14 protein-coding genes and 1 riboswitch are annotated in these 15,761 nt (G+C 30.3%); of the genes, 6 read left to right on the plus strand and 8 right to left on the minus strand.

Annotated features, from left to right (window positions below):
* The 3 genes from J2Z42_RS03825 to J2Z42_RS03835 all read right to left on the minus strand — a co-directional run.
* Positions 1-350: hypothetical protein (locus J2Z42_RS03825; protein ID WP_439897309.1), on the minus strand; the 350-nt coding region annotated here is incomplete at its 3' end.
* Between the two features lie 148 nt (positions 351-498).
* Complete coding sequence (locus tag J2Z42_RS03830) at positions 499-744, minus strand: hypothetical protein (RefSeq protein WP_209701057.1); 246 nt, start codon at positions 742-744, stop codon at positions 499-501.
* 77 nt (positions 745-821) lie between these two features.
* On the minus strand, positions 822-1,703 hold the full coding sequence (locus J2Z42_RS03835) for a YitT family protein (RefSeq protein ID WP_209701058.1): 882 nt from the start codon (positions 1,701-1,703) through the stop codon (positions 822-824).
* A gap of 169 nt (positions 1,704-1,872) precedes the next feature.
* On the opposite strand from J2Z42_RS03835, the gene J2Z42_RS03840 reads away from it, so the two are divergent.
* The 6 genes from J2Z42_RS03840 (at position 1,873) to J2Z42_RS03865 (ending at position 7,128) form a co-directional block, all read left to right on the plus strand.
* A complete protein-coding gene (locus J2Z42_RS03840; RefSeq protein WP_209701059.1) occupies positions 1,873-2,337 on the plus strand; it encodes a DUF441 domain-containing protein in 465 nt (154 codons plus the stop codon).
* 126 nt (positions 2,338-2,463) lie between these two features.
* Positions 2,464-3,699 carry an Nramp family divalent metal transporter gene (locus tag J2Z42_RS03845; protein ID WP_209701060.1) on the plus strand — a complete coding sequence of 412 codons (1,236 nt, stop codon included), beginning with the start codon at positions 2,464-2,466 and terminating at the stop codon, positions 3,697-3,699.
* 402 nt (positions 3,700-4,101) lie between these two features.
* On the plus strand, positions 4,102-4,905 hold the full coding sequence (gene thiM / locus J2Z42_RS03850) for a hydroxyethylthiazole kinase (RefSeq protein ID WP_209701061.1): 804 nt from the start codon (positions 4,102-4,104) through the stop codon (positions 4,903-4,905).
* Positions 4,896-5,510, plus strand: a complete 615-nt coding sequence (thiE, locus tag J2Z42_RS03855; protein WP_209701062.1) for a thiamine phosphate synthase — start codon at positions 4,896-4,898, stop codon at positions 5,508-5,510. Before thiM ends, thiE begins: the two co-directional genes overlap by 10 nt.
* Before the next feature lie 149 nt (positions 5,511-5,659).
* Positions 5,660-6,469 (plus strand): amino acid ABC transporter substrate-binding protein, encoded by an 810-nt coding sequence (locus J2Z42_RS03860; RefSeq protein WP_209701063.1) that lies wholly within the window; start codon positions 5,660-5,662, stop codon positions 6,467-6,469.
* A gap of 20 nt (positions 6,470-6,489) precedes the next feature.
* On the plus strand, positions 6,490-7,128 hold the full coding sequence (locus J2Z42_RS03865) for an amino acid ABC transporter permease (RefSeq protein ID WP_209701064.1): 639 nt from the start codon (positions 6,490-6,492) through the stop codon (positions 7,126-7,128).
* A 55-nt stretch (positions 7,129-7,183) separates the two neighbouring features.
* Here J2Z42_RS03865 and pepT read toward each other — a convergent pair whose 3' ends face one another.
* The 5 genes from pepT to J2Z42_RS03890 all read right to left on the minus strand — a co-directional run bounded on the left by pepT (position 7,184) and on the right by J2Z42_RS03890 (position 15,664).
* Complete coding sequence (pepT, locus tag J2Z42_RS03870) at positions 7,184-8,422, minus strand: peptidase T (RefSeq protein WP_209701065.1); 1,239 nt, start codon at positions 8,420-8,422, stop codon at positions 7,184-7,186.
* Positions 8,423-8,567: 145 nt separating this feature from the next.
* Positions 8,568-9,740 carry a putative hydroxymethylpyrimidine transporter CytX gene (gene cytX / locus J2Z42_RS03875; RefSeq protein ID WP_209701066.1) on the minus strand — a complete coding sequence of 391 codons (1,173 nt, stop codon included), beginning with the start codon at positions 9,738-9,740 and terminating at the stop codon, positions 8,568-8,570.
* An 11-nt stretch (positions 9,741-9,751) separates the two neighbouring features.
* Entirely contained in the window at positions 9,752-10,543 is a 792-nt protein-coding gene (thiD, locus tag J2Z42_RS03880) for a bifunctional hydroxymethylpyrimidine kinase/phosphomethylpyrimidine kinase (RefSeq protein ID WP_209701285.1), read from the minus strand.
* A gap of 194 nt (positions 10,544-10,737) precedes the next feature.
* Positions 10,738-10,848, minus strand: a riboswitch (TPP riboswitch).
* A 55-nt stretch (positions 10,849-10,903) separates the two neighbouring features.
* Positions 10,904-14,575 carry a helicase-exonuclease AddAB subunit AddA gene (gene addA, locus J2Z42_RS03885; protein WP_209701067.1) on the minus strand — a complete coding sequence of 1,224 codons (3,672 nt, stop codon included), beginning with the start codon at positions 14,573-14,575 and terminating at the stop codon, positions 10,904-10,906.
* 21 nt (positions 14,576-14,596) lie between these two features.
* Positions 14,597-15,664, minus strand: a complete 1,068-nt coding sequence (locus tag J2Z42_RS03890; RefSeq protein ID WP_245331482.1) for a sensor domain-containing diguanylate cyclase — start codon at positions 15,662-15,664, stop codon at positions 14,597-14,599.
* Positions 15,665-15,761: the final 97 nt, after the last annotated feature.

Genomic DNA, 15,761 nt, shown 5'->3' on the forward strand with positions numbered 1-15,761 from the left:
ATAGTACCATTCCTAAATACTTTATTTTTTATAGTAGTTTTTATTATATCTTTGCTGATATTTTTTAAACCATCAAAATCAAAATTATCTAAACAGCGCCTGACGGCATCAATGCGTAGCATTTTAGTATTTTTAGGTAGTACCTTTTTAAATTTATTCTTTTCAATCCAATGTTCTAATCTATTGAAACTTCTTATTTGAAGCATAAAACTAAATAAAACACAGAAAGTAATTGTTGAAATTTTTACTGGAGATTTTATCCTTTTATCTTTTAAGGTATTGATTTTTTCACCTATATCATATACCCTATTAATGTAGGTGAGTAACTGTTTCAAATAACTTTTGCTCATTTTATCAGCATCCTTTTTTTGATTTTTTAGCAAAACCATTATAAAAAGGATGCTTTTATTATGCAAATTTTTTCTATATAATTTCCAGTAAAAATCGGAATTTATTAATTCTACTAAAAATGCTCATAAACCTTTATAATCTAGAGGACTACCGTCCTAAAAATTTTTTAAGTGCTAAACTTCTGCTAAATTCAGGATTATTGGTTATCTTGACTTCCCTAATAACTAAATCCGAGAAGTTATCAAATATGCGTTTTATAGCTATTTTATTGTTTTGTAATATATGTGAAGCTTTAACGTTTTTATAATCATATGTATTAGTATTTTTATTTGAATCAATTTTGTTGTTATTTTTATCACTTAGTGAAAAAATATTTTTTAGTGAATCAAACATTAAATCACCTTCTCTAAATTTTATTATGCGGCATAATAAAATAATTATTCACTACTGGTAGAGAAGGCGTTACTCAATTAATTCTCTGTTTTTCTATGAATATTAAATCCCTGTCCTAAAACCTCATGTGTATCGCTTATTATTACAAATGCATTACTATCAATATTCTTTACTAAACTTTTAAACCTATTTATTTCTGATTGATCCATAACAACCATTAGAACTGTACATTCCTTTCCACTGTATCCACCAAAGCCTGATAACTTTGTAAGCCCTCTATCCAAATCTTTAAGAACAGTATCTTTTATAATTTCTGATTTATCAGAAACTACGAAAACAACCTTTGATCCACTGAATCCTAATTGTATTAAATCAACAGCCTTGGTAGTTATAAATAAAGATATAATAGCATATAGTGCCTTCTCTGGATTAAAAATAAATGCAGCAGCAATAATTACAGTACCATCTATTATTCCCTGAGAATTTCCAATGCTTATTCCACTATATTTATTAATAACACTAGCTATTATTGAGGTACCCCCTGTAGAACCATTGTTTTTAAAGACTATACCAAGTCCTAATCCTGAAAGTAATCCTCCATATATGGAAGCTAACAATAAATTTGATGTAAGTGAATGTATATTTGTTGTTAAAAGTATAAATAGCGGTAAAACTAGAGAACCAAAAATAGTTCTTAGTGTGAATTTCCTTCCCATTAAAATTAATCCAACAAAAATCAATGGAATATTTCCACCCCATTGCAAAATAGCAGGTTCTATATTAAATAATCTATTTACTAATAATGATATACCTACCATTCCGCCAGATGCTATTTGATTTGGCCTTAAAAATAAATTAAAACCTAAAGCAGCTATTGCACATCCAATTGTCAAGTTGAAATATTGCATTACATAATTATACTTAGAATTATTTCTTATAAAAAATTTATTACCGATCATTTTAAGATCTCCTTCGTTGCAGAATGATTAAACACTATATTTAAAATTCTAAAAAAGTATAACATATAGATAATTAAGTTACAATATGACATCTATTAACATATATTGCTTTAAGCATCATAAAATATATAGTATAAAAATTAAACTCTTAATTATGGAGGTGATATAATTGCAATCAACTATTATTTTAATAGCTATACTAGCAGCTGCCGTTTTAGGAAAAGCTGATTCTGTAGCTCTAGCTGTATGCATACTCTTAATGTTAAAACTCACACATATAGATAAATTCATATTCCCTACCCTTCAACAAAATGGAGTATTTTTAGGTGTAGTAATACTCGTGGCTTCAATTTTAATTCCTATTGCAAATGGAAGTGTAGAATATACAAGTATTAGAAAAATCTTTACATCATGGCTTGGATTATTTGCCCTGTTAATTTCACTTTTCACTACTTATCTAAGCGGACTCGGAATGCAGTACCTAACTGTTCAAGGACACAGTGAAATTATGCCAGCATTAATTTTAGGTGCAGTAATTGCTGCTGCTTTTTTAGGTGGAGTTCCTGTAGGTCCTATGATAACTTCTGGAATGATTGCTCTTGGATTGAAACTATTTCATAAAATAGGTCTATAAAACTTTTTCTATTAACATAAAAATACTTGTATATGAAAAAGTATTATTCTATACTTTTTCATATACAAGTATTTAAATTATCATAAATTTTGAAGTTACATTAGAAAAACGGGAGAAAAAAATAATATGAAAAAGAAAAATAGGTTTTTAATTATATTAGGCATAATTGGTCCCGGGCTTATTACTGTAAATGCAGGTAATGACGCTGGTGGAATTGCAACTTATGCTACCGTAGGTGCATCTTATGGCTACAGTATGCTGTGGGGACTATTATTAATAACATTCAGTTTGGCAGTCATACAGGAAATGAATGCACGAATGGCTGTGGTAACAGGAAAAGGTCTTTCTGATTTAATCAGAGAGCAATTTAGCATTAAGCTTGCCTTTTTTGCAATGATTGTTTTATTTATTGCAAATTTTGGTGTTTGTATAGGAGACTTTGCCGGAATAGCTGCTAGTATGGAGTTATTTGGCATAAATAAATATATTTCAGTTCCAATAATGGCATTTGCAGTCTGGCTGCTCATTATAAAAGGCTCATACTCGAAAACTGAAAAAATATTCTTAGGGTTTACATTTGTATTCTTTTCATATATAATAACTTGCTTTATAGGAAAGCCCAACTGGAATACTGTGTTAAGATCATCTTTTACACCTACATTAAGATTTGATAAAGGCTTTATTTTAACATTCATAGGAATGATTGGAACTACAATTACTCCATATATGCAATTTTACCTTCAATCTTCTGTAGTAGATAAAGGTCTAAAAATAAAAGATTACAAATATGAAAAGTTAGATGTATACTTAAGTTCAATTTGGGGAAATTTAGTTGCATTTTTCATAATAGTATGTACTGCTGTTACATTATACAAAGCGGGAATAAAAATAGATAGTGCGGAACAGGCAGCTGCATCATTAAAACCACTTGCCGGCAATTATGCTTCAATACTCTTTGGAATTGGACTTTTTGGTGCATCTGTACTTGCAACAATGATTATTCCATTATCAACTGCATATGCCATATGTGAATCTTTTGGTTTTGAAAGCGGACTTAATCACAAGTATAAAGATTCACCCGTTTTTTATGGAATCTTTACATTCATTATACTATTCAGTTCAATACTCGTATTAATACCTGATGTATCATTAGTAGGTGTTATGATTGTTACACAGCAGCTTGCCGGAATTCTGTGTCCCATTATACTGATATTCATGGTACTCCTTACTAATAATAAAGAAGTTATGGGTGAATATGTGAATAATGGTCTGCAAAATATTATAATATGGATAACAGTAATATTTATAATTACACTTTCGTTAATTATTTTTATTTCCCCATTGTTTAAACTCATTGCTTAAAAATAAAAAAAATAGCCAATCTCTAGAAAAAATTCTTATCTATAGATTGACTGTCTAATTATGAGGGGACTACTATATTAAGCTTCTCTGTGTATAAGCTTTATTTATTATGCTTTTATAATACCTCTTAATTGTCACAGTATTGTGACATAACTATTACTGTGATGTGTATTTTTTGAATTTTTTGTTAACAAAAATGCAATAATATTATTGCAAATTTTATTTCATATAGTAAAATTAATAGGGAAATATTGTACATATATAATTTTTAAAGTGTATTGTTTCTTTTCAATACACTTTTTATTTTAAGTTTATATACGAAAATAAAGGAGCTTGGCATTAGAAACGTACTTATAAAATGCGGACATAGCTTAATTTAAATTAAATGGAGGCAATAAAAAAATGAATACTTTAAATGAAGTTTCAAATGTTTTAACAAAAATTAGAGAGAAAAATCCACTTGTTCATTGTATTACAAATCATGTAACAATTAATGACTGTGCAAATATACTTCTTGCCTATGGTGCTTCTCCTGCCATGTGTGAAGCCTATGACGAGGTATTTGATTTCGTTAAAATATCAAATGCTTTATACATAAATTTGGGAACATTAAATAAAGAACAGGAAACCTCCGTGATACTTGCTGCAGAATCTGCAAAAATACATAGTATTCCTGTAATACTTGATCCTGTAGCCTGTGCTGCAATTCCAAGAAAAATAGATGTTATAAATAGAATATTTCAAGTTGGTAAAGTCGACATTATAAAAGGCAATACAGGAGAAATAAACTTTCTAGCAGGAAAAAATGCTGATGTTAAAGGTGTGGATTCCTTAGATGGTTCAGAAGGAGCACTGGACAGCTGTATAACCCTAGCTAAAAAATATAATTGTACTGTTGCAGCAAGTGGAGAAGAAGACTTTATAACAGATGGCAAAAACAGTGCTATAATACAAAATAACACAAAAATGCTTACCAAGGTAACAGGTGCCGGATGTATGCTTGGTGCTCTATGCGGTGCTGCGGCAGGTGCTTTTGAAAATAAATTTATAGCAACCGTTGCTGCCATACTTTCAATGAATATAGCAGGAGAAGAAGCTTTTAAAGAAGCAAAAGCACCCGGAAGCTTTAGAGTTAAGCTTATTGATTCTATTTATGAATTAACAGAAGAAAAATTGAGAAAAGGTGGAAAAATAATATGGAAATAGATTATAGCTTATATCTTGTTACAGATAGAAGATTTCTTGGAAATAAAACTTTAAAAAAAGCAGTGGAGGAAGCCATATTAGGTGGAGTGACTTTAGTACAGATAAGAGAAAAATCAGCCTCTACAAGAGAATTTTATAATGTTGCCCTTGATGTCAAACAGGTAACAGACCACTATAAAATTCCAATTATAATTGATGATAGAATAGATATAGCCCAAGCTATGAATGCTGACGGTGTCCATCTAGGACAAAGTGATATGCCTATTTCTATAGCAAGAAAAATACTCGGTAAAGATAAGATAATAGGAATATCTGCTGGAAACACAAAAGAGGCATTGGATGCACAAAAGGGAGGGGCAGATTATATTGGAATAGGTACCTTATTCAATACAGGAACCAAAAAGGATATAGATAATCCTATAGGAATAAAAGGACTTAAAGAAATTTATGACAGCATAAATATACCTGCTGTAGCCATAGGCGGCATAAATCAAAATAATTTCAGAGATGTTCTTTCTACTGGCATAGATGGAATTTCAGTTGTAACAGCAATACTTAAAAGTAGTGATATAACCGCCAGTGCAAAAGCCTTAAAACTAAAATAAATTTTACGGAGCAAGGTAGCATTTTTTTAATTATAAAATCTGCTATCCTGCTCCTTTATTTTGTTTGATTGATTTACAAATTTAATTTGCTAAAGTATAATATTCATGTAAGTTTAAAATTAATTAGAAATTATTTGGAGGTTACTTATATGAAAAAAAGAATTGTATTTTTAACTACTTTAATATTTTTAGTAGGAATAATATTCTCAGGATGTGGACAAAGCAAAAATGGTTCCGATTCTTCATGGAATGACATAAAACAAAAAGGTGAATTTGTAGTTGGTCTTGACGACAGTTTTCCACCTATGGGTTTCAGAGATACTAAAGGCAACATAGTTGGGTTTGACATAGATATGGCAAAAGAAGCCGCAAAAAGAATGGGTGTAAAAGTAAAATTCAAGCCTGTAGATTGGGATGGAGTTACACTAAGTTTGAAAAATAAGGATATAGATGTTATATGGAACGGTCTTACAATTACAGACAAGAGAAAACAGCAAATTGCCTTTTCAAATGTATATCTTCAAAACAGACAGATAATAGTTGCACGAAAAGATTCCAATATAAAAACCAAAAAAGATCTATCTGGTAAAGTTGTAGGACTTCAACTTGGAAGCAGCAGTGAAATAGCACTTAACTCTGACAGTTCTACTAAAAAATCTATAAAAGAAGTTAAAAAATATTCAAATAATACAGAAGCACTGCTTGATTTAAAAGAAGCACGTATAGATGCAGTAGTAGTAGATGAAGTAGTTGGAAGATATTATGCTTCCAAAAAAGCTGGAGTTTATAGTATATTAAATGATAACTTTGGAAAAGAAGACTATGGTGTAGGTATAAGAAAAAATGATATAAGTTTTAAGAACAAGTTAAATGCTGCTCTTGACTCCATTAAAAAAGACGGTACTGAAAAAAAGATATCTGAAAAATGGTTTGGTCAGGATGTAACTTCAGAAAAATAGTTATTTAGGAGTTGATTTAATTGCCTTACTCTGCTGACATTATAGGGCTTATACTAAAAGGCAGTATAATATCTATAGAATTATTCTTAATATCAATAGTGTTTTCAATACCTCTTGGTATAATATGTGCATTGGGTAAAATATCAAAAATAAAAATATTAAAAGCTATACTCAGTTTATATACCTGGATATTTAGAGGTACTCCCCTATTATTACAATTATTTTTTATATATTTTGGACTGCCTGTACTTGGTATAAAATTAAATCCATTTGCTGCTGCAAGCTTTGCATTTATTATAAATTATGCAGCATATTTTACAGAAGTATTTAGAGCTGGCATAGAATCTGTTGATGTAGGCCAATACGAAGCTGGAAAAGCCCTCGGAATGAATTATGTTCAAATAATGATAAAAATTATAATTCCACAGGCTATACCTGTAGTGCTTCCATCTTTATGCAATGAAAACATAAACCTAATAAAGGATACTTCATTAATAGCTTCCATAGGTATAGGAGATCTTTTGAGAGCTTCAAAAGAAATTGTAACTAGTGATTTTACAATTTTTCCATTTATAATATCAGGTGTGATTTATTTAATTATATCAACCTTTCTGGTTGCTATATTTAGAAAGTTGGAGAAAAAATTTTTTATACAATAAATACAAAACAGATTAGGATCATAAATAATATCTTAATCTGTTTTATATTTTTGGCTTATTTTCTATTATCATAACTGGCTGTAAATTTCACTATATTTACTATAACCTGAACAGCCTTTTCCATCGCAAATACCGGAATATATTCATACCTGCCGTGAAAATTGTGCCCTCCTGTAAATATATTTGGTGTTGGCAAGCCTTTAAAGGATAGCATAGCTCCATCAGTACCGCCTCTTATAGGAACACATTCAGGCTTTAAATCAGCATTTGAAATAGCCTTATAAGCTATATCGACTATATATTTAACAGGTTCTATTTTTTCCTTCATATTTCTATACTGATCCTTTATATCAACTTCAATTGTACACTTTCCATACTTCTCATTAATAATTTCAGCACATTTTAAGATAAACTCTTTTCTTTCCTGAAATTTATCACTTTCAAAGTCTCTTATTATATACTGAAGTTCAGTTTCTTCTACCCCACCGTTCATTGAAACAATATGATAAAATCCTTCATATCCCTCCGTAGTACCTGGTGTCTCATCTTTAGGAAGCATATCTATAAACTCGCTTGCTATAAGCATTGAATTTATCATTTTGTGTTTTGCATATCCCGGATGCACATTTCTTCCTCTAATTTTAATTTTAGCAGAAGCAGCATTAAAATTTTCAAATTCAAGCTCCCCTACAGTGCCTCCATCCATAGTATATGCAAAATTAGCATTAAATTTTTTAACATCAAAATTATCCGATCCCCTGCCAACTTCCTCATCTGGAGTAAAAGCTACTTTAACATCTCCATGTTTTATTTCAGGGTGATTTGCCAGATACTCTACAGCTGTCATTATTTCAGCTATACCAGCTTTATCATCTGCTCCAAGCAAAGTAGTTCCGTCTGTAGTAATAAGTGTTTTTCCAATATAATCTTTTAATTCTGGAAAATCCTTTGGAGAAAGAATTATATTTTTTTCTTCATTTAAAACTATATCCTTACCATCATAATTTTCAATAAATTTAGGATTTACATTCATTCCTGAAATTTCTGGACTTGTATCCATATGTGCAATAAACCCTATTCTAGGAATTTCCTTATTAACATTGGATGGTACTGATGCCATTACGTATCCATTTTCATCTATTGAAGCTTCTTTTATTCCTATTTCTTTTAATTCTTTTACTAATTCTTTTGCAAGTACCAGCTGTCCTGAAGTAGTAGGACTTGTATTTCCTTCTTCATTCGATCTAGTATTAATTTTTGCATATTTTATAAACTTATCTACAACCTTAGACATAATTAATTTCTCCTTAAAATAAAATTATTACAAATGCAATACACCTAAAGTATGATTATACATGTAGGATAATTTTATTATATCAAAAGATTCTATATTCCAGTCTAATACAATAAATTGTTAGATTTTCATAAATTATAGTTATTTAATTTTTAATTATCTTAGTTATTTTACTAACCACCACACACATAAATATTGTTATTGCCATATCAGGTAAAGTATTTCCAATAACTATATCCACATGCATCAATATTCTATATAATATAAAGCCAAGCAGCCAGATAATAAGGTTCTTAATATTGAATTTTGCCTTGATGCAATCTTTTTTCAGTATAAAATAATCTGCTATTTGTATTGCAATCATAGGTGCGAATACGGAACCTATTAGATATAAAAAGTTGGTAATATCATCCATTGGGTAAATCATGGCTGCAATCGTTCCTATTATTGTTATGATTATTGCCACCCATTTGCTATTCAGTTTATTTAATATGGCTTCTGTAGAAACTCCAGCTGAAAATGCATCCATAAATGTAGTAGTCACTGTAGAAAATACTATGATAAGCAGTCCTATAATTCCTGACCCTGCTTTAACTATTATCTGTGAAATATCACTCTTACCTGTATAAATCACTGCTCCCATTCCTATAATGTACATCCATGAACTTACTATACCATACACTATTACACTGACTAAGGTTGCCTTAAATGGTTTTTCTGCCTCTCTTGTATAATCACTTATAAGTGGCAGCCATGACAGCGGCATTGCAACCGCAAGCTCTACTGCAGCACCAAATGTAAGGGTGCTTTTTGATACAATTGAAACTGAATTTCCAAAAAATATACACTTGCATAGCCAAAGCGTCAATATGAATAAAGCAGTCATGGCAACATAATTTAATTTTTCAAGATTATTTATGCCAATCCATATCCAGACAATAATCAGAAGTCCAATAACAATACACCATACCCATGCGCCTGCTCCTATAATTCCATTGGTTGCAATAGCACTGTCATATATCATAATTGCAGTCCACCCAGCCAATTGTATTACATTCAATACCGAAAATAGTATGCTTCCCTTTTGTCCAAAGCTCATTTTAACAGTTTCCATTGAGCTTTTTCTTGTTTTTCCACCAATAATTCCTGCTAAAAAAAGCATGACACAGCCAATAATATGTCCAATTATAATTGCAGCTATGCCTTTTTTTAATCCAAGTGGTGCAAAATATGTACCTGTAAGTATTTCTGCAATAGAGACACCGGCACCAAACCAAATCAGTCCGTTGTTTAATAAAGAAGTTTTTTCATTTTTCATATTGGTGCCTCCTAATACTCGCCTTTAACGGCAAATGCATGATTCATAGGTCCACTGCCTTTACCAAGGTCAAGCATTGCTTCAAGTGCTCCCGAGATGTATCTTTTTGCTTTTTCAATTGCAGTATCAAGGTCATACCCCTTTGCCAGATTCGATGCTATAGCACTAGATAAAGTACATCCTGTTCCATGAGTATTAGGATTGTTAATGCGTTTTCCATTAAACCATTTGAAGCTTCCATCGCTGTATAGAAGATCATTTGCATCATTTAACTTATGCCCGCCCTTGCATAATACTGCACAATGATATGTATCACTTATGCTCCCAGCAGCCTCTATCATGTCATCAGTTGTTTTTACTAACATTCCTGACAAGACTTCCGTTTCTGGAATATTAGGTGTAAGCACGGTGGACATAGGCAATAGATATTCCTTAAGAGTACTTATGGCCTCATCACTAATAAGCTTTGAGCCGCTAGTAGCAACCATAACAGGGTCAATTACAATATTTTTTGCTTCAAATTTTTTCAATTTTTTGGCTATGGTCTTTATAAGTTCACTTGATGATACCATGCCTATCTTTACTGCATCCGGATAAATGTCCGTAAACACAGCCTCTAACTGCTTACCTAAAAATTCAGAAGTAACCTCCATAATTCCAGTAACGCCGGTAGTATTCTGCGCAGTAAGCGCCGTTATCGCACTCATGGCATACACGCCATTTGTGGTCATGGTCTTAATATCTGCTTGGATGCCAGCGCCTCCACAGGAATCACTGCCTGCGATTGTTAATGTTGTTTTCATATTTCCTCCATTCCACCGCACTTAATGCGGCAATCAATACATTAATTTTGTATAGCGGCAAAAGGTGGTGCCCCCAATCTTCCGCTTATAATATCTCATTTTATAAATACAAACTGAAAGGTATGTCAATCGCACGCTGCAGAATTAAATAATAAAAAAGCCGCATACATACGAAAGTATATATGCAGCTTGGCAATCCTTCTGCGAACTATATCCCTACGTTGGCATTATCCAAATCAGGTTATGGGTCTAAGCAAAACAGCTTACTCTCAGCTCGCTTTTTACGAGCCCCCCTTTGTACTTAAAAATGCATCACTCTAATAGTTATTATACTATATCAAATTTAAAAATCAAAGTTTACTATAACACAAACAGGGCTGCGTCCTTATAAAATGAGTATAAATATTTTTCTTTTACTTTCATACCTGTCATTCTCTCAAGCGCCTGTGAATAATAATAAATTTGAATTTTATATTTATGTTCAAGCTCATCAATATCATCTACATAATCCGTCTTGTAATCTATGAGAACCAACCCATCATCTTCTTCAAAATAGCAGTCAATTATACCTTGAATAAGTACGTATTCATCCTTTATTGATAAATTTTTATATAAATCACTGCTGTTTACTTTCATGTAAAATGGAACTTCTCTTGATATTTTTCTTGACTTCTCCATCCTTTTGCCAAGACTGGACTTGAAAAATTTTAATATTTTATATGGAGAAATTACCATACTTTCTTCTTCTGTAATAAATTCTTTTATTACTAAACTTTTTATCTGTTCATCTATACTATCTACGGATTCTACATTTTTAATATCAATATGCTGCATGGCAAGATGCATAAGAGTACCTTTCTCTGAAGCTGAAAAATTTTTCTTTTGTTTTATAAAATTAGGTCTCTTTAAATTTACCTTTTCTATAAAATGTGCACTATCTTCCATATCAATAAGATTGAATCTTCTTTTTAATTCTGACACAGAAAATTTAGCAGGTATCCTTGAAATCTCATCATATTTATACTTCCAGTCTAATCTCCTGTTTATTTCTTCATAATACTTACTTTTATCCTCATTTAAATATTTACGTTCAATTTCTTCAACTACATCAATTTTTTCTTCTTTTTCTAACGTTTTAAAGAAATCTTCCCTCTTCCAGAACTTAATACTCCACTTTGAACTGTCATTTATAAGATTGCTATTGTATTCCTCATTTTCACAATCTCTGATAATTTTACCATCTCTATGTCTTGCCAATGCTTCACCTATCCAGTCAATATAGTTTTTTGCATTCATTATACTGTATTTTGGTATCTTTTTATCATGAACAAGTGCATCTTCACACCACTTTTTACATGTTTTTTCAATATCATTTACCATGCCCGTTATAATAAGTTTTTCCTTTGCCCTTGTAAAAGCTACATATAATATTCTCATTTCTTCTGATAATGTTTCAACCTTAGCCTTGTTTTTCATTATCTGTTTTATAATAGTCGGATACCGTATACGTCTTTTGACATCTACATAGTCAGGTCCAAGTCCAAACTCTTCATTAAAAAGTATAGGTTTATTCATGTCCATAAAATTAAAATTTTTCCCCGATGCTGCCAGTATAACAACAGGAAATTCCAGACCTTTACTCTTGTGTATACTCATTATTCTAACTACATTTTCATTCTCGCCAAGTATTTTAGCACTTCCCATGTCACCACTGCTGCTTTTCAATTTATTCATAAAATTTATAAAGTTAAAAAGACCCTTATAGCTGCTTTTTTCGTACTGCTCTGCCTTTTCAAACAGCATTCTCAAATTTGCCTGCCTTTGAGTACCACCTGACATGGCACCTACAAAACCATAATAACCTGTTTCAATGTATAAGTACCATATAAACTCATCTATAGACATATATGAAACCTTATGTCTCCAATTATTTAATCTCTTCAAGAAATTATTTACTTTGTTTTTCAAATGATCATCTGAATCAACGCTGCATATCTTTAATGCTTCATAAAAAGGTATATCCTTATTTACAAGTCTTATATCAATAAGTTCCTCAGGAGAAAAGGATTCTATAGGTGAACGAAGGACTGATATAAGTGGTATGTCCTGAATTGGATTATCTATTATTTTAAGAAGACTCATAATTGTTTTTATCTCAGTAGTTTCAAAATAACCTATGGATGTATCCGCAAAGACAGGTATATGTAAATTATTTAGTTCTTCTACAACATCTGGTGCTGCATTTCTAGTAGCACGCATTAATATTACTATATCTTTATACATTAAATGTCTGTATCCATTTATATTCTTATCATATATACATATGGTATTTCCATTTTTGGGATTTACTAAGTCATTTATTTTATTTGCTATAAGTCTGGCTTCTACCTGAATGTTATCTAAATTTTCTTCTTCCTCATCCTCAGTAATTTTGTCTATTAAGTTCAACTCTATAGCACTATCATTAAAGATTTTTATATTTTTTTCAATTTGTAGATTAGTGAGTTCTGGATAAGAAGCTCCGCTCTCAAGCTCTTCATTTTCATCATAATTGAGTTCACCAATTTCTTCTGACATTATTTGTTTAAATAAATAATTGACTCCCCCTATTATGTTAAATCTACTTCTAAAATTTTTAAATAATTTTATTCTTCTATTGCTTTTTCCCTTTTCATCTGAGTAACTTTTATACTTTTCAAGAAATAATTCAGGTTTTGCCTGCCTGAACCTGTATATACTCTGTTTTACATCTCCAACCATGAAAAGATTTGAATCTTCATATTTTCTACTTATCATATTTATTATAACTTCCTGAACTCCATTAATATCCTGATATTCATCTATCAATATTTCCCTAAAAATCTTTCTATAATAAAGAGCAGTACTTGAAGGTATGATTTTACCATGTTCATCTGAAGCTGTGAGTATATCGAGGCATAAATGCTCTATATCATTAAAATCTACTATATCTCTTTCTCTTTTCTTTGAAGAATACCTTTCATTAAAATCCATTACAATTTTCACAAGGCACTTCATGACTGGATACATATCTCTTATACTCTTTGCAGCATCATCAGTATATCCAAAAATCTTTTCTGACATACTTTTTAAACTATCCTTAACATTTTTTCTTATTTTGGTTACTCTGCTTTTAATGTTGTTATCACATTGATCATTTTTTACAGAAGTAAGTTTTTGAAATTTAAAATTTAAAATTTCATCTCTAACTTTATTCCAATCATCTAATTTTAATAAATCATCAAATTTACTTATATCATCATAAAATGCAGTTTTATATGCCTCAATGCCAGAACCAGCATATATTAAACCCACTGCTTTCTCAAGGTTATCCTTTAATGCCTTAATTTCAATTTTAATGCTCAATATAATAATTTTTGCCCATTTAGAAGTTTCAAATTTAAAATTTTCACCTAAATTAAAACTTTCAGCTGCCCCAGCAAGCCATTTTTTAGGCCAGGGAATGCTCTGAACAAAATCATAAAGAGATAATACAATATTTTGAACCGTAGAATCATTTTTATCACCATAAGAATCAATTAAGTTTAAGAAATCATTATCCTCTTTGTCATACTTTTCCTCAAATAATTCCTGCACCGCATCTTGTTTTAAAAGTATATTTTCCTGATTATCTGATACTCTAAAATTAGGATCTAAATCTACCATGTGAAAATTATCCCTTATAACTTTAAGACAAAAAGAATGCATGGTCATTATATTAGCCTGATTTAAAAGAGTAAGCTGTCTTTGGAGTCTCCTGGATTCAATTTTTTCTTCTAGGTTCTTTTGAAGCTCATCACCAATTCTCTCTTTCATCTCTGACGCTGCCGCATTTGTATACGTAACTACAAGCAATTTATCTATATCAATATCTAAATCTTCGTCTGTTATTTTTCTTATTATTCTCTGAACAAGTACTGCAGTTTTGCCAGCTCCTGCTCCAGCCGCAACTAAAAGATTGGAACCTTCTTCAAATATAGACTCCTTTTGTTCTTCAGTCCATTTTGTACTCATAACTTATCACCTAATCTTATATTAATAAATCACACTATCTTTTCCCAAACCTTTTCCTTTATACAAATTAACATCTGCTTTTCTTATTAATTCTTCTATATTGTCACTATTTTTTTCAGATACTGCTATTCCAATAGAAACAGTTACACTGGAAGAAATATTGCCATAATTTATAGATGTATCCCTTATCATATTTTTAATTTTTAGCATTCTATAATATACATCCTTTACATTTTTTATATTATACATATAAACTATTATTTCTTCCCCACCATATCTTGCCACTAAATCTTCACATCTTAAATTATTTTTTATTATATTACTCACACGTCTTAAAACTTTATCACCGTATTGATGTCCAAAAGTGTCATTACACAATTTAAAATCGTCTATATCTATCATTACAATAGAACAGCCATTTCCTGAATTCTTAATTTTCTCATCTATCACAGAAAAAAAGTAATTTCTATTAAAAAGTCCTGTCAAAAAATCTCTTTGTGAATTTTCTTTTATTTTATTATAAAGTTTATTATTTTCTATACAAATAGCAATTTGATTTATGAGGGCTGTCAATAATTTTATATGTTCTTCATTCAAATAATTATATATATTATGCTCAACTACAATAGCCCCCAAAAGTTCTTCCTTTAAATATATTGGCATAAATATAGAAGAATGAATTTCTATATTCTGCCTGCCAGTATATACATTACTTTTTGAATTTAATAGATGTGTGTGCAGTTCTTCTATCTTTCCTGAATTAAATTCATATATATTATTATGATGATTTATATTTTTTAAATTGGAACCTTTCAATTTAAGTTTTCTATTTTCAACTAAGTAGACACTTGAATAAGTTACTCCTAGAATACCAATCATTATATCATTAATAGTAGATACTATCTCTTTACTTCCTATATTCTTATTAATATATTCGCTTATCTCTACTATTAATGACATCATGTCAAGTTTTTTGTCTAATTTTATAATTTGAGTGTTTTGATTTTGCATCGTATATTCAGCCATTTTTTGATACTCTTCGTAATCTTTTTTAAGTTGATTATACTTTTTCCATAATAACATTGACATAAACTTTTCCCCTATTTAAAAACAATATTTTATATTATATTAACATACTTAAAATTTAAAATTAACTTCATATTATAGAATAACATAAATAGACTTA

It is taken from the genome of Clostridium algifaecis, assembly GCF_017874415.1.
Classification (GTDB): domain Bacteria; phylum Bacillota; class Clostridia; order Clostridiales; family Clostridiaceae; genus Clostridium_B; species Clostridium_B algifaecis.